Annotated in this window: 20 protein-coding genes; 11 read left to right on the top strand and 9 right to left on the bottom strand. The window is 73.8% G+C overall.

From position 1 onward, the window contains the following. Nucleotides 1-421: 421 nt before the first annotated feature. Together GCL84_RS10775 and GCL84_RS10770 are read right to left on the bottom strand one after the other, a co-directional pair. Nucleotides 422-826 (bottom strand): histone-like nucleoid-structuring protein Lsr2, encoded by a 405-nt coding sequence (locus tag GCL84_RS10775; protein ID WP_156755280.1) that lies wholly within the window; start codon nt 824-826, stop codon nt 422-424. A gap of 276 nt (nt 827-1,102) precedes the next feature. Then, nucleotides 1,103-1,753 carry a thiaminase II/PqqC family protein gene (locus tag GCL84_RS10770; protein ID WP_156755279.1) on the bottom strand — a complete coding sequence of 217 codons (651 nt, stop codon included), beginning with the start codon at nt 1,751-1,753 and terminating at the stop codon, nt 1,103-1,105. 521 nt (nt 1,754-2,274) lie between these two features. Here GCL84_RS10770 and GCL84_RS10765 point away from each other — a divergent pair. From GCL84_RS10765 to GCL84_RS10750, 4 genes are all read left to right on the top strand, one after another. Next, nucleotides 2,275-3,429: a coiled-coil domain-containing protein gene (locus GCL84_RS10765; RefSeq protein ID WP_156755278.1), complete on the top strand. Its 1,155-nt coding sequence runs from the start codon at nt 2,275-2,277 to the stop codon at nt 3,427-3,429. 287 nt (nt 3,430-3,716) lie between these two features. Beyond that, nucleotides 3,717-5,819: a diguanylate cyclase gene (locus GCL84_RS10760; RefSeq protein WP_156755277.1), complete on the top strand. Its 2,103-nt coding sequence runs from the start codon at nt 3,717-3,719 to the stop codon at nt 5,817-5,819. A gap of 139 nt (nt 5,820-5,958) precedes the next feature. After that, nucleotides 5,959-6,630: a hypothetical protein gene (locus GCL84_RS10755; protein ID WP_156755276.1), complete on the top strand. Its 672-nt coding sequence runs from the start codon at nt 5,959-5,961 to the stop codon at nt 6,628-6,630. A gap of 144 nt (nt 6,631-6,774) precedes the next feature. Next, nucleotides 6,775-7,581: a TetR/AcrR family transcriptional regulator gene (locus GCL84_RS10750; RefSeq protein WP_156755275.1), complete on the top strand. Its 807-nt coding sequence runs from the start codon at nt 6,775-6,777 to the stop codon at nt 7,579-7,581. 74 nt (nt 7,582-7,655) lie between these two features. Here GCL84_RS10750 and GCL84_RS10745 read toward each other — a convergent pair whose 3' ends face one another. Further along, complete coding sequence (locus tag GCL84_RS10745) at nt 7,656-8,432, bottom strand: ABC transporter permease (RefSeq protein WP_156755274.1); 777 nt, start codon at nt 8,430-8,432, stop codon at nt 7,656-7,658. Further along, on the bottom strand, nt 8,429-9,376 hold the full coding sequence (locus tag GCL84_RS10740; RefSeq protein ID WP_156755273.1) for an ATP-binding cassette domain-containing protein: 948 nt from the start codon (nt 9,374-9,376) through the stop codon (nt 8,429-8,431). The genes GCL84_RS10745 and GCL84_RS10740 overlap by 4 nt, the downstream gene beginning before the upstream one ends. A gap of 75 nt (nt 9,377-9,451) precedes the next feature. Between GCL84_RS10740 and GCL84_RS10735 the strand changes: the two genes are divergently transcribed. Continuing rightward, nucleotides 9,452-10,378, top strand: a complete 927-nt coding sequence (locus tag GCL84_RS10735) for an LLM class F420-dependent oxidoreductase (protein ID WP_156755296.1) — start codon at nt 9,452-9,454, stop codon at nt 10,376-10,378. A gap of 138 nt (nt 10,379-10,516) precedes the next feature. On the opposite strand, the gene GCL84_RS10730 is transcribed toward GCL84_RS10735, so the two are convergent. From GCL84_RS10730 to GCL84_RS10720, 3 genes are read right to left on the bottom strand one after another with little or no spacing between them, the layout of a single operon-like run. After that, nucleotides 10,517-10,726: a helix-turn-helix domain-containing protein gene (locus GCL84_RS10730; protein WP_156755272.1), complete on the bottom strand. Its 210-nt coding sequence runs from the start codon at nt 10,724-10,726 to the stop codon at nt 10,517-10,519. Continuing rightward, nucleotides 10,726-11,205, bottom strand: coding sequence for a DUF2975 domain-containing protein (locus GCL84_RS10725; protein WP_156755271.1), 480 nt, complete (start codon nt 11,203-11,205; stop codon nt 10,726-10,728). The genes GCL84_RS10730 and GCL84_RS10725 overlap by 1 nt, the downstream gene beginning before the upstream one ends. A 39-nt stretch (nt 11,206-11,244) precedes the next feature. Beyond that, entirely contained in the window at nt 11,245-13,245 is a 2,001-nt protein-coding gene (locus GCL84_RS10720; protein WP_156755270.1) for a tetratricopeptide repeat protein, read from the bottom strand. Nucleotides 13,246-13,491: 246 nt separating this feature from the next. Between GCL84_RS10720 and GCL84_RS10715 the strand changes: the two genes are divergently transcribed. Then, a complete protein-coding gene (locus tag GCL84_RS10715; protein ID WP_156755269.1) occupies nt 13,492-13,959 on the top strand; it encodes an ATP-binding protein in 468 nt (155 codons plus the stop codon). Nucleotides 13,960-13,968: 9 nt separating this feature from the next. Next, nucleotides 13,969-14,319: a PRC-barrel domain-containing protein gene (locus GCL84_RS10710; RefSeq protein WP_156755268.1), complete on the top strand. Its 351-nt coding sequence runs from the start codon at nt 13,969-13,971 to the stop codon at nt 14,317-14,319. Nucleotides 14,320-14,353: 34 nt separating this feature from the next. On the opposite strand, the gene GCL84_RS10705 is transcribed toward GCL84_RS10710, so the two are convergent. Both GCL84_RS10705 and GCL84_RS10700 read right to left on the bottom strand, forming a co-directional pair. Next, nucleotides 14,354-14,860, bottom strand: coding sequence for a hypothetical protein (locus GCL84_RS10705; RefSeq protein WP_156755267.1), 507 nt, complete (start codon nt 14,858-14,860; stop codon nt 14,354-14,356). Between the two features lie 56 nt (nt 14,861-14,916). Continuing rightward, complete coding sequence (locus tag GCL84_RS10700) at nt 14,917-15,489, bottom strand: TetR family transcriptional regulator (protein WP_156755266.1); 573 nt, start codon at nt 15,487-15,489, stop codon at nt 14,917-14,919. A gap of 123 nt (nt 15,490-15,612) precedes the next feature. Here GCL84_RS10700 and GCL84_RS10695 point away from each other — a divergent pair, with 123 nt between their 5' ends. The 4 genes from GCL84_RS10695 (at nt 15,613) to GCL84_RS10680 (ending at nt 18,616) form a co-directional block, all read left to right on the top strand. After that, the gene (locus GCL84_RS10695; protein WP_156755265.1) at nt 15,613-16,248 is read left to right on the top strand and encodes a LuxR C-terminal-related transcriptional regulator; all 636 of its coding nucleotides are present in this window, start codon (nt 15,613-15,615) and stop codon (nt 16,246-16,248) included. A gap of 243 nt (nt 16,249-16,491) precedes the next feature. Then, nucleotides 16,492-17,205 (top strand): maleylpyruvate isomerase family mycothiol-dependent enzyme, encoded by a 714-nt coding sequence (locus GCL84_RS10690; protein ID WP_235926142.1) that lies wholly within the window; start codon nt 16,492-16,494, stop codon nt 17,203-17,205. 7 nt (nt 17,206-17,212) lie between these two features. Further along, nucleotides 17,213-18,118, top strand: a complete 906-nt coding sequence (locus GCL84_RS10685) for an NAD(P)/FAD-dependent oxidoreductase (protein ID WP_197523157.1) — start codon at nt 17,213-17,215, stop codon at nt 18,116-18,118. After that, complete coding sequence (locus GCL84_RS10680; protein WP_156755264.1) at nt 18,119-18,616, top strand: DUF6328 family protein; 498 nt, start codon at nt 18,119-18,121, stop codon at nt 18,614-18,616. It abuts the gene before it with no gap. Nucleotides 18,617-18,657: the final 41 nt, after the last annotated feature.

Here is an 18,657-nt window from a genome sequence, read left to right as displayed (position 1 = left end):
GCCTGCTCGGTCACCGGTGTGCCCGCTCGGGCACCGCTTATGAGTAGCACCGGACCCACGCCCGAACAACCCGGAGAAGCACTGCCCGAGCGGCCGAGTGGTGCCCGAAATCCCCGCGGGCCACGGGGCTGACCTGCGTCGTCATTCCACGTGATGGGTGACACATGCCCGAGTGCTGGTCGCGATGTGCCCGATTGGTCGCCACCGCGCCCGCGACCGCCCGGATCGCCGCCCGTCCGGTTCACCCGGACGGCGGCCACCGCGCCGCGTTCCGATCGGCCGCCCCGACCACGGCAGGCAATACGCGGGCCGGGGGAATAAGTCGGCCGCCGGGCCGCGGCGGTCAAGCGCGAAAACGGGCGCGGCCGTCCCCGGATTTCCGGGGACGGCCGCGCCCGTGACTGCTCGGTGCCCGAGTGGGTCAGCCGGAGAAAGTGGCCTTCTTCGCCGACCGGCCGCCCTTGGGCTTGCTGGTGTGCGCCTCCTCGAAAGCTTCCACGACCGCGGACGGGATGCGCCCGCGCTCGGAGATCTCGTGGCCGTTCTGGCGCGCCCAGTCGCGAATGGCCTTGGTCTGCTCCTTGGAGCGGGCCTCGCCACCGGCCTTGGCGACCGCGGCCGGGGCGGCGTTGCGCTTGATGCGGCCGCCGGTGCGGCGGGCGGCGTCGATGTACTCGGCCAACTCGTCGCGCAGGCGGTTCGCGTTCGCCTCGGTCAGATCGATCTCGTAGCGCACCCCGTCCAGGCTGAACTCGACGGAGCGAATGTCGTCACCAGTGGAGCCGTCCAGGTCGTCAAAGAGCTGGACAATTGTCTTCTGAGCCATGAGGGCACCTCGTGTGAGCACGTTAGCGTGGAACCGGCAGTTCGGTGTGGACCAAAAGTTAGCAGCAAGAAGCATTCACCGGCAAAGCCGACTCGCCCGGCAAATCCGGAACGACACGACCGGGTTAGCCCACGACGTGCTCGAAGCTTCCTCGTTTACCCGGCGACCGGCGCGGCGAGTGGCGATCGACACCGCCGCACCGCGCGCGGGGATGGCCATACCGACGGTTTATCGAGGATTTCTCGGCGGCCCTTTACCGTGAAGTCACACCGCGTGTCACGAGATGCCCGCGAGGGTGTTCCAGAACATCAGCTCATAGCCCTGGAGCAGGCGGCCGTACCCCATCGCCCGCTCGGGGGTCCACCCCGCGTCGAGCGCCTCCTGCAGGGCGCGGGCGTACCCCGCCTCCAACTCGGGAACCGGTGTGGCGAAGAGGTCGAAGAACGCGGTGGCGTCCCCGTCGAGGCCGTAGTGCTCGCGCAGGCCCGCGGAGACCGTGGCGCAGTACCCGCCCCAGGCCGCGAAGTTGCCCAGGATGGCCAGCAGGGCGTCGCGGGGGTTGCCGTTGAGCGCGAGCCAGGCCAGGTAGGAGGGGTAGGCCTGGCAGCCGTGCAGCGGCTCGTGCTCCGCGTCGGGGTCCAGGCCGATCGCGGTGGCGAAGTCGCGCAGCCCGGCCAGGGCGACCCCCTCGCCCCCCGCCAGGGCGGCGAACACCTCGCGCGCCGCGGGGTCGGTGGCCTGCGCGGCCAGTGTGAGGAAGGTGCGCCAGTCGCTGGGCACGATGCGCAGCTCCTCGGCCGCCAACGCCCGCAGCGAGGCGATCGAGGCGGTGCCGTCGGCGACCTTGGGCACGAACAGGTTGTCGTGCTCGCCGGGCATCAGGTCGCGCTGGGCGCCCGCCAATAACTCACTCGCCGACCGCGTCATCGCCTTCTCTTCCCTCCGCTGGCATCCGGGCGGGGTCAGCGTAGATCACCGGAGTCCCCGCGGACCTCCGCCGCGGACGCAGAGTGATCAGATGATCACGATTGCCCACCGCGCTTCCGCGCGGTGGGCGGTGGCGGGAATTCATTCCCCGGCAACGGGATCGGTCTCGAACTCCGACTAACGCGCGACTAGTGACAATCCCGACAACGATCGGCCTTCCAACCCGTAACGGATTGAGCAAGAGTCGACGCGACACCGGATCGACGTGCCCGGGCGGCACGTCCCACCACGTGGACGCGACGCCGGGCGGGAACCCCGCCCGCGTCGGCGCCGTTGTGACGATTGAGTGACAGGGCCGACAGCGCCCACATCGACGGCCCCACCCGCCGCGGTGTTCCCAGCAGCGGCGTTGTGTCGTCCTTTGTGGATCATCCGGGGGCGGTCGACGTTTGAGCTGGTCGCTTTCGGGGAAAAATACTGGTAATAAAGGAAAAGATCCACCACCCGGGAAGGAGACGATCATGGGCGCTTTCGACAGCTCGTGGCGGGGCTACCACCGGGGTCAGGTGGATCGCGCACTGGCCGAGCTGCGCGCGTCGGCGGCGCGGCACGAGCGGGTGGCGAACGCGCTCGTGGCCGATGTCACGGCGCTGAGCCAGGAGAACCAGGTGCTGCGCGGACGACTCGCCCGCATCCGGCGCGCGCCGCTGTCGGCGGAGTCGCTCACCGAGCGCCTGGCCGGGATGGTGGAGATCGCCCGCGAGGAGGCGGCCGAGCTGCTCTCGACGGTCCGGCTCGAGGCGGCTGGCACCCGGGCCGCCCTGGCCGACGAGCGCCGCAGGCACGACGCCGAACTGGACGAGGAGCGCAGGCAGACCCTCACCGAGCTGGCCGAACTGCGCGCCAAGACCGAGGCCGAGGTGGAGAACACCTTCGCCGACCTCGACGAGCAGCGCCGCGAGGCCGCGGCCGCGCTGGCCGCACGGCGGGTCGAGCTCGACGAGCTGCGCGCTCAGGTCGAGGCCGAGATCGAGACCGTGCGCGAGCGGGCCGAGGCCGAGATCGCCGAGCTGCGCCGCGACGCCGAGGCCGCCGTCGACGCCCGGCACGCCCAGACCGACGTCGAACTCGCCGACCGGACCGCCGCCGCCGAGCGGGTGCTGAGCACCGAGCGCGACCGGGTCGAGCGCGAGATCGCCGCGGCCAAGGCCCGGCTCACCGAGGAGCGCAGGCAGACCAGCGCCGAGATCGCCGCCCGGCACGAGGAGGCGGAGGCGGCCATCTCCGCCGAGTGGAACCGGGTCAGCGACGCGCTGGCCGCCGAGCGGGCCAAGGCCACCGGCGACGTCGCCGCCCTGCGCGCCTCCCGTCCGGCCGAGCCGGACCTGGACGTCGAGGCCGAGCGCGCGCGCATCCGCGCCGAGGTCACCGCCGAGGTCAGGGCTGAGGTCGAGGCCGCGGCGCGGGCCGAGGTCCGCGAAGAGGTCCTGACCGAGCTGCGCGCCGAACTCGACACCGCGCGGGCTGAGGCGCGCGCGGAGCTCAACGCCCTGGCCGAGCAGACCCTGACCGAGCTGGCCGAGCGCGAGGCGCAGACCGTGCGCCGCTGCGCCGAGGCCGAGGCGCGGGCCGCCGAGGCCCCGACCGTGCGCGTCCCGGCGCCCGCGGGCGCCTGACGTCCGCCCCACCCCCGGCGCGGCGTCCGCGCGGGGTGGGGTCGCCTGCCGGGCGGCGTGGACCGCCCCGGCGGGATCCCGGAACGCCTCCTGCCCGGTCCTCCCACCCCGCAGGGGAGCCGAGGACGGTGCGCGGACCGCTCGTCCTGTGTCATGCTGCTGGGCCAATCGGGTGATTCGCCGGATACCGCCGGTTCTGGCTCGGCGCCCGAGCCGGATGCGGCATGATCGTTGTCTGCCGACAGTTCACGGCGGCCGACGGTGGGCCACCGGGGAGATCCGGGGTGATGGAGACACGCAGCGGCGCCGACCGGGCGGCGCGAGGCACGTGGCTGGTGTACCTGCTGGCCGGCCTCGCGCTGGTCGTCGCGTACTTCTTCGTCCCGCTGTTCATCGGCGGCTTCCCGGCGAAGGTCGTGCTGTACTGCGCGCTCAGCGGCTCCGCGGGCGTGGCCGTGTGCTGGGGCGCGCGCCGGGCGAAACCGGGCAGCAGGCTGCCGTGGGCGCTGCTGGGCGCGAGCCAGTTGACCTACTTCACCGCCGACACCGTCTTCTACGTCTCGCACTACCTCATCGGGGTCACCGCGTTCCCGGCCTGGGCCGACCTGTTCTACCTGGGCCACTACCCGATGGCCGTGCTCGGCGTCATCCTGCTCATCCGCCGCCGGACCCCCGGGCGCGACGTGCCGGGGCTGCTGGACGCGGCGACGCTGGCCGTGGTGGCGGCGATGCTGTCCTGGGTCTACCTGATCGGGCCGCAGAGCAGGCGCGGCGGCTCGCTGTTGGCGGAGCTGGCGTCGGTGGGCTACCCGGTGATGGACCTGGCGCTGCTGACCGTGGGCCTGGGCCTGCTGCTGGGCGCGGGCGCGCGGCCCACGGCGTTCCTGCTGCTGGTGGCCTGGCTGGCGCTGATCCTGACCGCCGACACCATCTACGTCGCCCAGCAGGTCATGGGCGTCTACTCGGCGGGCAACTTCCTCGACGCGATCTGGCTGACCGGCAACCTGGTCATGGGCGCGGCGGCGCTGCACCCGACGATGGCGCGGGTCAGCGACCGGGCCCCGGTGCGCGACGGCACGCTCAGCCCGCCGCGGATCGCCCTGCTGGCCGGGGCGGCGCTGCTGGCCCCCACCGTGCTGGTGGTGCAGTACTACACGTCGACGCTGCGGGACGTCCCCGTCGTGGCGGGCGCGTGCGCGGTGCTGTTCCTGCTCACGATCACCCGGCTCGGCATCCTGGTGTCCGACCAGCGCAAGCTGGCGATCACCGACGCGCTCACCGGCCTGCACACCCGCCGGTTCTTCGAGGCGCAGCTACCGCTGGAGATGGCCAGGGCACGCCGGGCGCGGTCCTCGGTGGCCGTGCTGATCATCGACGTGGACCACTTCAAGACGATCAACGACCGGTACGGGCACCCCGCGGGTGACCGGGTGCTGGTCGAGATCGCCGCCCGGCTGCGCTCGACGGTGCGCGACGGCGAGGTGCTGGCCCGCTACGGCGGCGAGGAGTTCGCGCTCATCGTGCCGGGGGCCGAGGGCGAGACCCTGCACACGCTGGCCGACCGGCTGCGCGAGCAGGTCGCCAGCGCGCCGATCGTGGTCGACCAGGGGCAGTGGGTGGCGGTCACGGTGTCCATCGGCACCGCGCGCCACCCCACCCACGGGACCACCCCGGCCGAGCTGGTCGCCATCGCCGACCGCGCGCTCTACAGCGCCAAGGCCGCGGGCCGCGACCGGGTCGTGGTGGCCAGCGACGCGCCGCTGCCCGAGCATCCGCAGCAGCACCCGCGCGAGCATCCGGAGCTGGGCGGGTCGGAGTACCTGCACCTGGTGGCCGACGCCGTCGACGACCTGCTCGACGACCACGGGCACAGCCGCTCGGTGGCGCGCTGGTCGCGGATGCTGGCCAAGGAGTGCGGCTACGACGCGGAGCTGGTGCGGCGCGCGGAGCTGGCCGGGCGGCTGCACGACGTGGGCAAGGTGCTGCTGCCGCGCTCGGTGCTGGTGAAGCCGGACGAGCTGACCGAGCAGGAGTGGGAGCTGATGCGCCGCCACCCCGAGCACGGGTTCCGGATGGCCGCGCTGCTGCCCGGGCACCTGGGCGTGGCGCACGTGATCCGCCAGCACCACGAGCGCTGGGACGGCCGCGGCTACCCCGACGGCCTGGCCGGGCGCGACATCCGGGTGGAGGCGCGGATCGTGGCGGTGTGCGACGCGTGGGCGGCGATGCGCTCGGAGCGGCCCTACCAGCCCGCGATGTCGGTGGACCGGGCGCGCGAGGAGATCCGGGTGGCGCGCGGCACCCAGTTCGACCCGGACGTGGCCGACCTGTTCCTCGACCTGCACGCCAGGGGCGCCATCGCCGACCTGCACCTGGTCCACCGGGGCTGACGGCTCGGAAGCCGTGGACCGCTTGCGGCGCAGCCGATCGGTCCGTCCGGCCCGCCGAATAGCGTCAGGGTCTGGATCAGGGTCTTATCAAGGGTTGTCCCGGACGCGGCACGCCCCCGGGCAGCGCCAGGGTGTGGCCATGCGAAAAGCGGGGAAGAACCAGCAGCGGTGGCGGCGGCTCCTGGTGTGGCTGCACGTGCTCACCTCGGTGAGCTGGATGGCCCAGGCGCTGGCGTTGCTGGTGCTGCTGGCCACGGCCGAGGCGGCTGACGACCAGGCCGTGCGGGTCGCGGCCACCACGATGGCCGAGCGGCTGGACATGGTGCTGCTGGCGGCCATGGCCAGCACCTCGGCGATGACCGGGATCGTGCTGTCGGCCTCGACGGCGTGGGGGTTCTTCCGGCACCGGTGGGTGCTGGTCAAGTTCGCCATCACGCTCATTCAGCTCTATATCGGGATATTCGTGCTATCGGGAAACCTGTCCGACGCGGTGGCGGCGGCCGAGACCGGGGCGGCCTCGCCCAGCACCATCCTGCTCGGACCCGCGGTGATGGCCTCCGCGATCGCCTTCCAGGCCTGGTTGTCGGTGGCCAAGCCGTGGGGCCGGGGCCCGACGGCAGGCAGGCCCCGGCCCGGGACCGCGCCGACCTGGGTGTTCGTCATGGCCTGCGCCGCGGTCGCCGGTGAAGTGACCATCACCGCGATCGTCGGTAACCCGATGCCGCTACTGTCGTTGGTCACGGTGTTGGTCGCGGTCGGCAGGCGGTCCGCCGCGTCCTCAGTGGACTCCAACGCGACGGCCCCCGCGTGACCAAGTCCACACAGGACCTCGAGCCCGAGGACGGCTCGACATGAGCGGGGGCCGGAGGTCGCATGGCGCAAGTGGGAAAAGCCCCCTCTTGGGGGTCCGTCGACGGCGACGCGAACGCCTGGTACCCAGTACGATCGAGGCACGATGGCTAAGGACGGCGGGACCAGGGGTCGAAGCAGGGACCACAGCGGCGGCGGCGGCGATCCGACGCGCAGCCTGGCCCTGCTCTGGCGCGACCAGGCGCGGCCCGCGCGCGTCGGCCGCCGGGAGCTCAGCGTCGAGCGGATCGTCGCCGCGGCCATCGAGGTCGCCGACAGCGAGGGCGTGGTGGCGCTGTCGATGCGCCGGGTCGCCGACGCGCTCGGCGTGGGCACCATGTCGCTCTACACCTACGTGCCGGGCAAGGCCGAGCTGATCGACCTGATGCTGGACAAGGTCTACGCGGAGACGGGCAAGGCCGAGGTCGCGGGCGGGTGGCGGACCCGGCTCGAGCAGATCGCCAGGGAGAACTGGGCGCTGTTCCACCGGCACCCGTGGATGCTGCAACTCGGTGTCAGCCGGGCCCCGCTGGGCCCGAACGTGATGCGCAAGTACGAGTACGAGTTGAGCGCGCTGTCCGGCCTGGGCCTGGGCGAGGTCGAGATGGACACCATCCTCACCGTCGTGCTCGGCCACGCGGAGAACACCGCCCGCCGGGCGGCCGACACCCGCCAGGCCCAGGGCGAGGCGGGCCTGACCGACGAGGAGTGGCGCGCGGCCACCGCCGAGGTCGTGGGCAAGTACGTCGACCAGAGCGCGTTCCCGACCGCCTCGGCGGTCGGCGCCGCCGCGGGCACCACCTACGGGCTGTCCTACGACGCGGCGCTCAACTTCGACTTCGGCCTGCGCTGCATCCTCGACGGGGTGGCGGTGCTGGTGGAGTCGCGCGGCGCCCGCCCACCGGCGGACTAGTCCGCACAGGACGGTGACGGGCCGCCGCCCCGGGGCCTCCCCGGGGCGGCGGTCCTCATCCGACCGGTCGACGCTCAGTCACCCAGGCGCGCGAAGGCGCGCGCCGCGAGTGGGAAGAACACGGCCAGCAGCACCGCGGGCCACACCACCGCCAGCAGCAGCGGGTGCTCCGCGGGCCAGGACCCGGCCACGGCCGGGCTCCCGGTCAGCTCCCTGGTCGCGGCCACCGTGCTCGACAGCGGGTTCCAGTCGGCGATCGCGCCCAGCCACCCCGGCATCGTCGAGGTCGGGATGAACGCCCCGGACAGGAACCCGACCGGGAACTCCACGGTCTGCACCACGGTCACCACGCCCTCGCGCAGCCGCAGCGCCAGGTACACCCCGACCCAGGTGAGCGCGAACCGGAACCACAGCAGCAGCACCAGGGCCAGCGCGAAACCCGGGCCCACCTCGGGTCGCCACCCGATGAGCAGGCCGACCCCGACCATCACCGCGAGGGTGAGCACGGCCAGCAGCAGGTCGGCGACGGCGCGTCCCACCAGGACCGCCGAGGGCGCCATCGGCATGGAGCGGAACCGGTCGACGACCCCGCGCCGCAGGTCGGTCGCGATCGCCTCGGTGGTGCCGCCGGTGCCGAACAGCATGGTCATGCCGAGCATGCCCGGCATCAGGTACGACCCGTAGTCCTGCCCGCCCGGCACGGTGATCGCCCCGCCGAACAGGTAGGCGAAGACGAGCACCAGCATCGCGTTGAACAGCATGCCGAACACCAGCGGCCCGGGGTTGGCGCGCCAGTGCGCCAGGGCCCGCCTGGTCAGCGTCATCGAGTCGACGACAACCCACGTGCTCATGCGACCACCTGCCCGGTCAGCGCGAGGAACGCCTCGTCCAGCGTCGGCGCCCGCAGCGCGATGTCGGCCACCTCGATCCCGTCGGCGTCCAGCGCCCGGACAGCGCGCACCAGGTCGCCCGCTCCCCCGGACACCGCCAGGTCGACCCGGCGCCGCTCGAGGTCGGTGCGCGGCGCGCCCAGGCCCGCCACCGCCGCGGCGGCCCGGTCGAGGTCGTGGCCCTCCCGCACGACGAACACCAGGTGCGCGCCGCCGACCCTGGCCTTGAGTTCGGCGGGCGTGCCCTCGGCGAGCACCCGGCCGCGATCGACCACCGTCACCCGGTCGGCCAACTGGTCGGCCTCGTCGAGGTACTGGGTGGTCATCAGCACGGTCGTGCCGCCGCGCACCAGGTCGCGCACGGCGTCCCAGACCTGGGCCCGGCCGCGCGGGTCGAGGCCGGTCGTCGGCTCGTCGAGGAACAGCACGGCGGGCGAGAGCACCATGCCCGCGGCCAGGTCCAGCCGTCGCCGCATCCCGCCGGAGTAGCCGGAGACCGGCCGGTCGGCGGCCTCGACCAGGCCGAACACCTCCAACAGCTCGTCCGCCCTGCTCCGCGCCCCCGCGGCGGACAGGTGGTGCAGCCGGGCGAACATGCGCAGGTTGGCCCGCCCGGTCAGCACCTCGTCGACGGCGGCGTGCTGGCCGACGACCCCGATCCTGGCCCGCACCCCCGCCGGGTCGGCGGCGACGTCGATCCCGGCGACCTCGGCCCGCCCCCCGTCGAGCCCGCTCAGCGTCGCCAAGGCGCGCACGAGCGTGGTCTTGCCCGCCCCGTTGGGCCCCAGCAGGGCCCGCAACTCCCCGGACGGCACGGCGAGGTCGACCCCGTCGAGGGCCACCACCTCGCCAAAGCGCTTGCGCGCGCCCTCCACCACAACAGCGTCCACGGACGCTCCTCTCATTTTCGTATGAGATACGATAATACACGGATCGGGCGCCGCGGCTACGGTGGCCGGGTGACCGCCACTTCGGGACCACTGCGACTCAGGGTCTTCACCGAGCCCCAGCAGGGCGCCGACTACACCGATCTGCTCGCCGCCGCGCAGCGCGCGGAGGCGGCCGGGTACGACGCGTTCTTCCGCTCCGACCACTACCTGCCGATGGGCGGCGCCGACGGCATGCCCGGCCCCACCGACGCGTGGATCACCCTGGCGGGCCTGGCCCGAGAGACCAGCACCATCCGGCTGGGCACCCTGATGACGGCCATCACCTTCCGGCTGCCCGGCCCCACCGCGATCGCGGTCGCCCAGGTCGACCGGATGTCCGGCGGCCGCGTCGAGTTCGGCGTCGGCAGCGGCTGGTACGCCGACGAGCACACCGCCTACGGCATCCCGTTCCCGGACCTGGGCGAGCGCTTCGAGCGCTACGCCGAGCAGCTCGCCGTCATCACCGGGCTGTGGCGCACCCCCGAGGGCGAGACCTTCACCCACACGGGCAAGCACTACCGGCTGACCGACTCACCCGCCCTGCCCAAGCCCGCGCAGTCCCCCGCCCCGCCGGTCATCATCGGCGGCTTCGGCGCCAAGCGCACCCCGCGCCTGGCCGCCCGCCACGCCGACGAGTTCAACCTGCCGTTCGCCTCCATGGACGACTCCGCCGCCCAGTTCGCCCGCGTCGACGCCGCCTGCGCCGCGGCGGGCCGCACCCCGCTGGAACGCTCGGTCGCCCAGGTGGTCTGCGTCGGCCGCGACGACGCCGAGGTGGCCCGCCGCGCCGCCGCGATCGGCCGGGAGCCCGCGGAGCTGCGCGCCAACGGCCTGGCCGGGACGGTGGAGGAGGTCACCGACAAGATCGGGCGGTGGGTGGACAGGACCGGGATCAGCAAGCTGTACCTGCAGTTCCTGGACCTGTCCGACCTCGACCACCTCGACTTCGTCGCCGCGGAGGTCGCCCCCCGGCTCTAGGTCGTGTTTCGGGAGTCCGTTCGGTGAGAGTCGTGATCGGTGTGGTTCCTGGCGGCGCGGGGTGGCAATCGCGAACAGCGGCTTTCGATACACGACCTGGGTCGCGCTGTGGGGCCACAACGCGACCCAGGCCGTGTCTCACTCGTCCTCGACCCACTCCAGCAGGTCGCCCGGCTGGCAGCCGAGGGCCCGGCACATGGCCTCCAGCGTGCTGAACCGCACCGCCTTGGCCCGCCCGTTCTTCAACACCGCCACGTTGGCCGGGGTGAGCCCGACCAGCTCGGCGAACTCGCCGACGCTCATCTTCCGCTTGGCCAGCTCGACATCGATGCGCACGACGATCGCCATCAGATGACCCCCTCCAGGTCGGCGCGCAGGGTCGCCGCCTGGCGCAGCAGTGCGCGCATCACCAGGACCACCAGGCCGAACACGGTCACGCCCGCGCCCAGCAGGATCAGCAGCAGCGGCACGCCGGGGTCATCGGCGTTGAGGAGCACGAACACCAGCACGCCGCCCAGCGTCACCCACGCGGCCAGCACCGCCCACAGGATGCCGTCGACCCACTTGAACGCGACCTCGCTGAAGATGCGGTCGCGCCGGACGAGCGTGAGCAACTGCCAGGTGCACACCAGCACGACCTGGGCGCACAGCACCCAGAACACCGTCACCGCCGTGGCGGGCCATCTCAGGTGGGCCGACCCCGGGTCCTCCTCGGCCATGTGGGCGAACTGACCCGGCAGCGACATCGTCTGGAACAGCACCAGCAGCGCGAACAGCAGCACGAGGAACACCCGGAGCGCGGTCACCGCGCGACGCTCAATCATCATTGATCGAGTTTCGCTAAGTATCTATCGAAAGTCAATAGGTCATGGTTGCTGGAACTTCACCGGGGGCCACGGGTTGGCCGCGCGCGCGGCGCGGACCCGGGTCAGGAAGCGGGAGACCTCGGGGTACTCCGACTGCGCGCGCAGGTAGTACTGCTCGGCCTCGTCGAAGGCGCCGCGGCGCTCGGACATCTGGCCGAGGTAGCCCATCGCCCGCAGCTTGCCCGCGTCCGCCGCGGACAGGAACAGCAGTTGCGCGCTGAACGTGTCCGTCTTGAGCAGCCGCACGCCCAGCTCCTCCACCGCGTCCGCGCGGCCCAGGCCCTGCGCCAGCTCGCACCACTCGGCCAGCGCCAGCCTGCCCTTGCGGTCGTTGGCGAAGTGGCCGTAGACCAGCAGGGCGTCCATGAGCCCGGTGAGCGCGGCCCGGCGCAGCCAGTGCTCGGCCTCCTCGTAGCGGCCGGGGCGGTTGAGCAGCATCCCCAGCAGGACCATCGCGTCCGAGCGCGGGCAGGAGAACTCCAGGTGGTCGCCCGCGACCCGGCCCGCGCGCGCCGAGCCGGGCGGGACCTCCAGCGCGACGCCGTCGGTGATCGGCAGCAGCTCGACCTCCAGCGGGCTGCTCTCGATCACCTTGCGCAGCCAGCGGTCGGCCTCGGTGCGCTCGCCGCGCTCGATCAGCCTGCGGCCCAGGGCGACCATCGTCTCCGCGTTGCCCTGGTGCGCGCCCCGGCGGGCCCACAGCTCCACCGCGTCGCCGTCGCCGATCTCCTGGTACAGCGCGACCAGGTGGCCCGCGGCCTCGGCGTTGCCCGCCTCCACCGCGCGCACCAGCCACGGCACCGCCTCCGAGGCGCGGCGCTGCGGCGAGACGTCGGCCCCGCCGCGGAACAGCATCGCCCCGACCAGGCCCCACACCTGCGGGTCCGGCGAGGAGTCGGCCCAGCGGACCAGGATGCGGCGGCCGATGTCCTCCTGCTTGGCCCGGTGCGCGGCCAGTGCCACCAGCGGCAGGTCGGACGGCGCGAGGTGGCGCAGCAGCACCTCCCACACCGACTCCGGCACCGGCGCCTCCGCGCCGTCGACGAGGTAGTCGAAGGCCTCGTAGACGCCCTCGCCCCGGGAGACCAGGCAGCCGCCCGCGCCGCGCACCGGCTGGGTGGCCCAGGCCAGGCCCGCGTCGAACAGCGCCGGGCCGACGGGGGCGGCCTGGTCGAGGTAGTGCGAGTACAGCTCGGCCAGGGTCTTGCGGCTGACGGCGGTGGCGCAGCCCGCGCGCTTGATGTCGACGGCCGCGGCGACGATGGCCGCGCCCGCCCTGGCCCCGCCGCTGTCGCTGTCGATGCCCGCGTGCCACTTGGCGGCGATGGTGCGCCCGGCGCACAGCCGCTCGGGCAGCGCGCCGTCCTCGCCGCGCGCCAGCGCGTCGTCGATGCGCGGGTCGGCGCGCAGCGCCTCGGCGCGCACCAGCTCCTCGGCGCTGAACCCGCGCCGCAGCCGGACCGTGGTGGCCCCGCCCAGCACGTCGGCGGCGCGGCGGGCCAGCTCGGCCTCGGCCTGCGAGCCCGCGGCGGTGAGGGTGAGCCTGGCCCGGGAGCGCAGGGTGGCCAGCAGCAGCGTGTCGGGGCTGTCCCCGGGGGCCAGCGCGGCGAGCAGGGCGCTGTCGAGGCCGCCGGGGACCAGGAACCGCTCCAGGTCGTCGAGCCAGACCACGACGTCGGCCCGGCGCTGCTCGGACTCGGCCCAGGCGCGCAGCTCGGCGGCGTCGCCGGGCTGGACCAGCGCGCGGTCGGCCAGGACGCGGCGGGCCGCCTCGGCGGCGGTGCGGGTCTTGCCGGAGGCGGAGTCGCCCTCGATCACGACCAGGCCGCCGCCCGCCAGCAGCGCGTCCAGCTCGGGGTCGACGTCGCGGGCGATGTACGGCGGCGCCCCGGCGGGGGAACCCTTCACGGGCGCGGCCGGGTGCACACCCAACTGCTCGGGCCCGACGTCGCGCACCCGCTGCCCGCGACCGCGGCGCCCGAGCCGTCTCAAGCCGAGCATGCCGCCCTCCCGCCCCTCCTAGTCCAAGCCCACCACGCCGCGCACCGTGTCCCCCCATCGTCGGTCCTCGCGAGGGTGGTCGGGTACCGCCGGAGTGAATCGTTATCGGGTGGGGTGGTCGACGACCTGGGTCACCCGTGCCGGATCGTACGCACCCCCGCCGTCCCGGCGGCGCACGACCGGTCGGGAGTACGGTGATCGTCGAGGACGGCCGAAGGCGCGGAAGACCCGGGAGGGGACCTGGCGATGATCGACGCGCAGACCCCGGACGCCGAGCACCCCGGGGCGGACGGGACCACCCGCGGTCCCGGCGGGTCGAAGGCGCTGGTGGTGACGGTCCCGGCGCACAGCGACCGGCTGCCCGGCCTGCGGCGCAGGCTCGGCCGCTGGCTGGCGGGCCGCGGCGTGGCCGAGGACCTGTGCGCGGACATCGTCCTGGCCTGCGACGAGGCGGTGGCCAACGCCATCGAGCACGGCTACGCCGACGCCGAGGGCTCGGTGTCGCTGACCGCCACGGTCCACCCGGACTCGGTGACGCTCGTGGTGGTCGACCGGGGCACCTGGCGGCCGCCGGTGCGCGACCCGGCCAGCCCGCGGGGCTGGGGGCTGCGGATGATCGAGGCCCTCGCCGACAGCGTCCGGCTCACCCACTCCGACAACCGGACCACACTCACCGCCAGGTTCGGCGTTTCACCCACCGCCGACGAGGGGTAACCAGGGGACATGTTCCCCGCGGAGAACCTGCGCGACTGGATCGGCCACAGCGTGGTCGACCCGGACGGCAAGACGATCGGCGCCCTCGAGGCCATCTACGTCGACACCCTCACCGACGAGCCCAGCTTCTTCACCGTCAAGGTCGGCTTCATCGGCAAGCACCGCCTGGTGTTCGCCCCGGCCCTCGGCGCCACGGTGGCCCCGAAGCACATCCGGGTCCGCTTCGCCAAGGACCTGGTGAAAGACGCCCCCGCCATCGAGACCGACGGCGAGCTCCTCGCCGCGGACGAGCCCTCGATCTTCACCCACTACGACCTGGACTACGGCACCGGGGCCGAACGCCGCCTCGCCCGCCGCTGACCGCCCGCCGTGGAGCGCCCCCGCCCGGGGCGCTCTACAAAGGACGGCGGGCGGCGAGCACCCTCTCCAGGTACTCGGCCAGGCCCTGCGTGCCCGAGTCGAGCTCGACCTCCACCGGCGCGGGAAACGGCTCCCAGCCAGCGATCGCGGACCGCACGAGTATCCCATCGCGACGCAGCGCCACACCGTCCCCCCGGGAGACCGGCACGTACTGCGGCTGGACTGTGCGCTGCGCCATGCTGATCACCACGCCGTTGCCCAGCAGCCAGCCCCGGGTCTCGCCGGGGACCAGGTGCGCGCGGAAGCGGATGCGGGCGCCGTCCGGGGCGTCGCGCACCTCCCCGCGCGGCAGCTTCTCCACCTGCTCCACCGGGAGCGGGGTCGGCAGCATCCCGATGGCGAACGCCGCGGCGGGGAACTCGCGCACCGCGTGGTCCACCGTGGCCAGCGCCTCGGGATCCATCAACTTCCTGCGCTCGGCGTCGCGGGCCAGCCAGCGGGGCCAGCGCATGGGGTCCAGCAGCGCCCTGTGGTCGGTCACCGCGCGATCCTACGTTCGCCGGAGCGGGCCTGCCCGCGATCGACTCCGAATCGGGATCAGGCGGGCAGCAGCGGGGCGAGCGCGTGCCGCAACGCCTCGGCGGGCAGGCCGTCCGGGTCCACCAGGCGTTCGATGGTGAGGCTGGTGACCAACGCGAGCAGGACGGCGGCCAGGACATCGGCCCGCACGGGCGGTGTGAGCCCGCGCGCGGCGGCGTAGGCGGTGATGGCCTCGGCGACGACGCGGCGCTGCCTGCGCCTGGGTTCGGCGAGCGTGGCGCGCAGCCCCGGGTCGCGACTGGCCTGCACGGCCAGTTCCAGCGCCAACCGCCGGTCGACCAACGGTCCACCGGCGACCAGCGCGCCCAGGGAGTCGGGCAGCGCGCTCGGCGCCACGGCGGGGTCGAACACCGCCGCGCCCCGCGCGGCGACCCGGTCGGAGGCGGCGTCGACGACGGCGGCGACCAACTCGGCCTTGTTGGCGAAGTTCGAGTAGACCGCGCCCCTGGTGAACCCCGCCGCGGCCGCGACGTCGGCCATCCTGGCGGCGGCGATGCCCTTCTCCGCGAACACCCCGGCCGCCGCCGCGAGCACCCGCTCCCTGACCTCGGCCCGTCTCACCCGTGCCATGCGCGCGACCGTACCGCGTGCGGGTCCGCCTGCGTGGGCGGTGATTGACCTTCGCCGGGTTCCCGCCTACGGTGCCCGATACATCCGCGTATCCGACTTGTCCACCCGGGAGGGACCGGCGGCATGGACCCCGACATGCTCGCGCGGGACCCCCTGGTGGAGACGGTCTCCGACCCCAGCGACCGCTCGCGCGCCCTGCGCGCGCTGCACCGCGGCGCCCGCGCCCAGGTGCGCTCGATCGAGCAGGGCGACGCGGCGGCGGCGCGGGAGTCCGCCGCGCTGCGGGAGACGCGCGCGGAGGCGCGGGCCGAGCGGATCGCCGCCGGGGTGCGCTACCGCACGATCCACCCCGCCTACACCCCCGACGCCCTCGCGCCCGCCGCGGGCGAGGTGCTGCGCACACTGGCCGCGCCGCCGATGGGACTGGTGCTGGCCGACGACGACCGGGCGCTGCTGGCGGTCGGCGGGACCTCGATGCTGATCGCGTCGGCGCCGCTGGTGGCCGCGCTGGCGAGCACGTTCGAGTCGTTGTGGACGCTGTCGGTGCCGGTGACCGTTGCCGACGGGCACGAGATCTCCGACCGCGACCGGCGGGTCGTGGCGCTGATGGCCGCGGGCGCCACCGACGACGCCATCGCCCGCAGGCTGGGGCTGTCCCGGCGGACGGTGGTGCGCCGGGTGGCGGTGCTGCAAGCCCAACTGGGCGCGACCACCCGGTTCCAAGCCGGAGTCGCCGCAGCTCAGCGTGGCTGGCTCTGACCGGCGCACTTGCGCCATTCGAGTGATACGCGCCCCTCTTTGCTGGCCAACCCGAGCACAGAATGTGCATCATTCACCCGTTGGTGAGCGAGCCAGTGAATCCAGCCCGCTCCCGGTCCCCAGTCCGGGGTCTGCGGTGCGGCGGACCCCGGACGCCCACCTCTCCCTGGAGCAGCCGTGAGCAACGGAACCCGCGTCACCACCTGACAGCGGACAACCGCCCGGTGCGGTTTGATCGGGGGCATGCCTCCCATCGACCACGCCGCCGCGCTCGTCGAGTACACCCGCCGCTTCGCCGGGACCGTCGCACCCGGCGCCCCCGAGACCCCGGTGCCCACCTGCCCCGGCTGGTCGCTGACCCAGTTGTCGCGCCACGTCGGCCGGGGCACGCTCTGGGCCACGACCATGATCCGCGACCGGGCGACCGAGGCGCTCGACCCCCGCCAGGTGCCCGGCGGCAAGCCGCCCGAGGGCGGACTGGTCCCGTGGCTGGAGCAGGGCCCGGTCGCGCTGTTCGACGCGATCGCGGCCACCGGCCCGGACGAGCCGGTGTGGACGTTCGTCGGCCCCCGCCCCGCCCAGTGGTGGGTGCGCAGGCGGCTGCACGACGTCACCGTCCACTTGGGCGACGCCGCGCTGGCCCTCGGCGTCCCGTTCGACATCGAGCCCGCCGTCGCCGCCGACGGGGTCTCGGAGTTCCTCGACCTGGCCGTCCACAAGGGGACCCCCCCGTTGTCGCTGCACCTGCACGCCCACGACGGCGCGGGCGAGTGGCTCGTCGTGTCCGACGGGGACGGTGCGCGGTGGGACCACAGCCACGCCAAGGCCGACGTCGCGGTACGCGGTCCGGTCGCCGACCTGCTGCTCGCGGTGGCGGGCAGGCCGGAGTCGGACGCCCTGGACGTGGTCGGCGACCGGGCTGCCTGGTCCGCCTGGCTCGCGGCGACCCGGTTCTGAGGCCGCCGTGGCGGTCCTGGTGATCGGGGCGGGCATCTCCGGCATCGCCTGCGCCCGCGCCCTGCACGACGCCGGGGTCGGTGTCCGCGTGGTCGAACGCGGGCACGTCGTCGGGGGGAGGCTCGCGACCAAGCGCTACGCGGGCCGTCCCACCGACATCGGCGCCGCCTACCTCACCGCCCGCGACCCCGGCTTCCGGGCCGTGGTGGACGACTGGACCGCGCGCGGACTCGCCCTGCCCTGGACCGACACCCTGCTGGCGATCGAGGGCGACACCCGCGAGCGCAAGACCGGCCCGACCCGCTTCGCCGCCCCCGGCGGCCTGCGCCGCCTGGTCGCCGACCTCGCGACCGGCCTCGACGTCACCACCGGCCACACCGCGACCGCTGAGGAGGTCACCGGCACGGTCGTGCTCGCCATGCCCGGCCCGCAGGCCGCGCGCCTGCTCCCGGCCGGCCACCCCGCGCACCGCGCCGCCGCCGAGCAGCGCTGGCACCCGGCCCTGGCGGTGACCCTGGAGTACGCGGACCGGACGTGGTCGGACTTCAAGTCCGCCTTCGTCAACGGCCACCCGGTGCTCCAGTCGGTCTCCGACGACGGCTCGCGGCGCGGTGACGCCGCCCCCGTGCTCGTCGCCCACACCACCCCGGACTTCACCGGCGGCCACCTCGAGAACCCCGACGCGGCGGCCCCGGGGGTGGCCGAGTCGGTCGGCGCGCTGTTCGACCTCCCCGCGCCGATGACCACGCACGTGCACCGCTGGACCTTCGCCACCCCCGCCCACCCGGCCGGGGCCCCGTTCCTGCTGACCGACGGTGTCGGGCTCGTCGGCGACGCGTGGGGCCCTCCCCGCGTGGAGACGGCGTGGCTTTCGGGCACGGCACTGGCGAGAGCGCTCATCGATGGGATGTAGATGAACGACGACGCCGAGTCGGAGACAGCGCAGGAGCGGCTGAACCGCAACGTCAACGAGCTGCTGCAGGAGCTGCGGGTCGCCCAGGCGGGCGTGCAGATCCTGTTCGGCTTCCTGCTGTCGATCACGTTCACCGACGTCTACCAGGAGCGGACCGGGGCGTTCGAGCGCGGCACGCACCTGGTCGCGGTGCTGTTCGCGGTGGCGGCGGTGTGCCTGCTGACCGCGCCGGTCGCCTGGCACCGGCTGTCGTTCCGCTGCGGCCAGCGGCCCCGGATCATGCGCCAGGCCAACCGCACCACGGTGGCTGGCCTGACCTGCCTGGCGGGCGCCATCGCCGCGGCGCTGCTGCTGATCTCGGAGATGGTGCTGGGCGGCGTGTGGACGTTCGTCGTCGCGGGCATACCGACGGTGCTGATCGGCGTGATCTGGTTCGCGGTGCCCGCGCGCTGGCCGCGCCGCCGGTCGACCTCCGCTAAGGTCGCCCGGACCAGTTGACAGCCCGGTTAACCTACTCATGAGTAGGTTAAGGGACGGGG

Origin of the sequence: Actinokineospora pegani (genome assembly GCF_009745975.1) — a bacterium.
Classification (GTDB): Bacteria; Actinomycetota; Actinomycetes; order Mycobacteriales; family Pseudonocardiaceae; genus Actinokineospora; species Actinokineospora pegani.
Note: the sequence above shows the minus strand (reverse complement) of the source record. Positions and strands in the feature narration are given on the sequence as shown.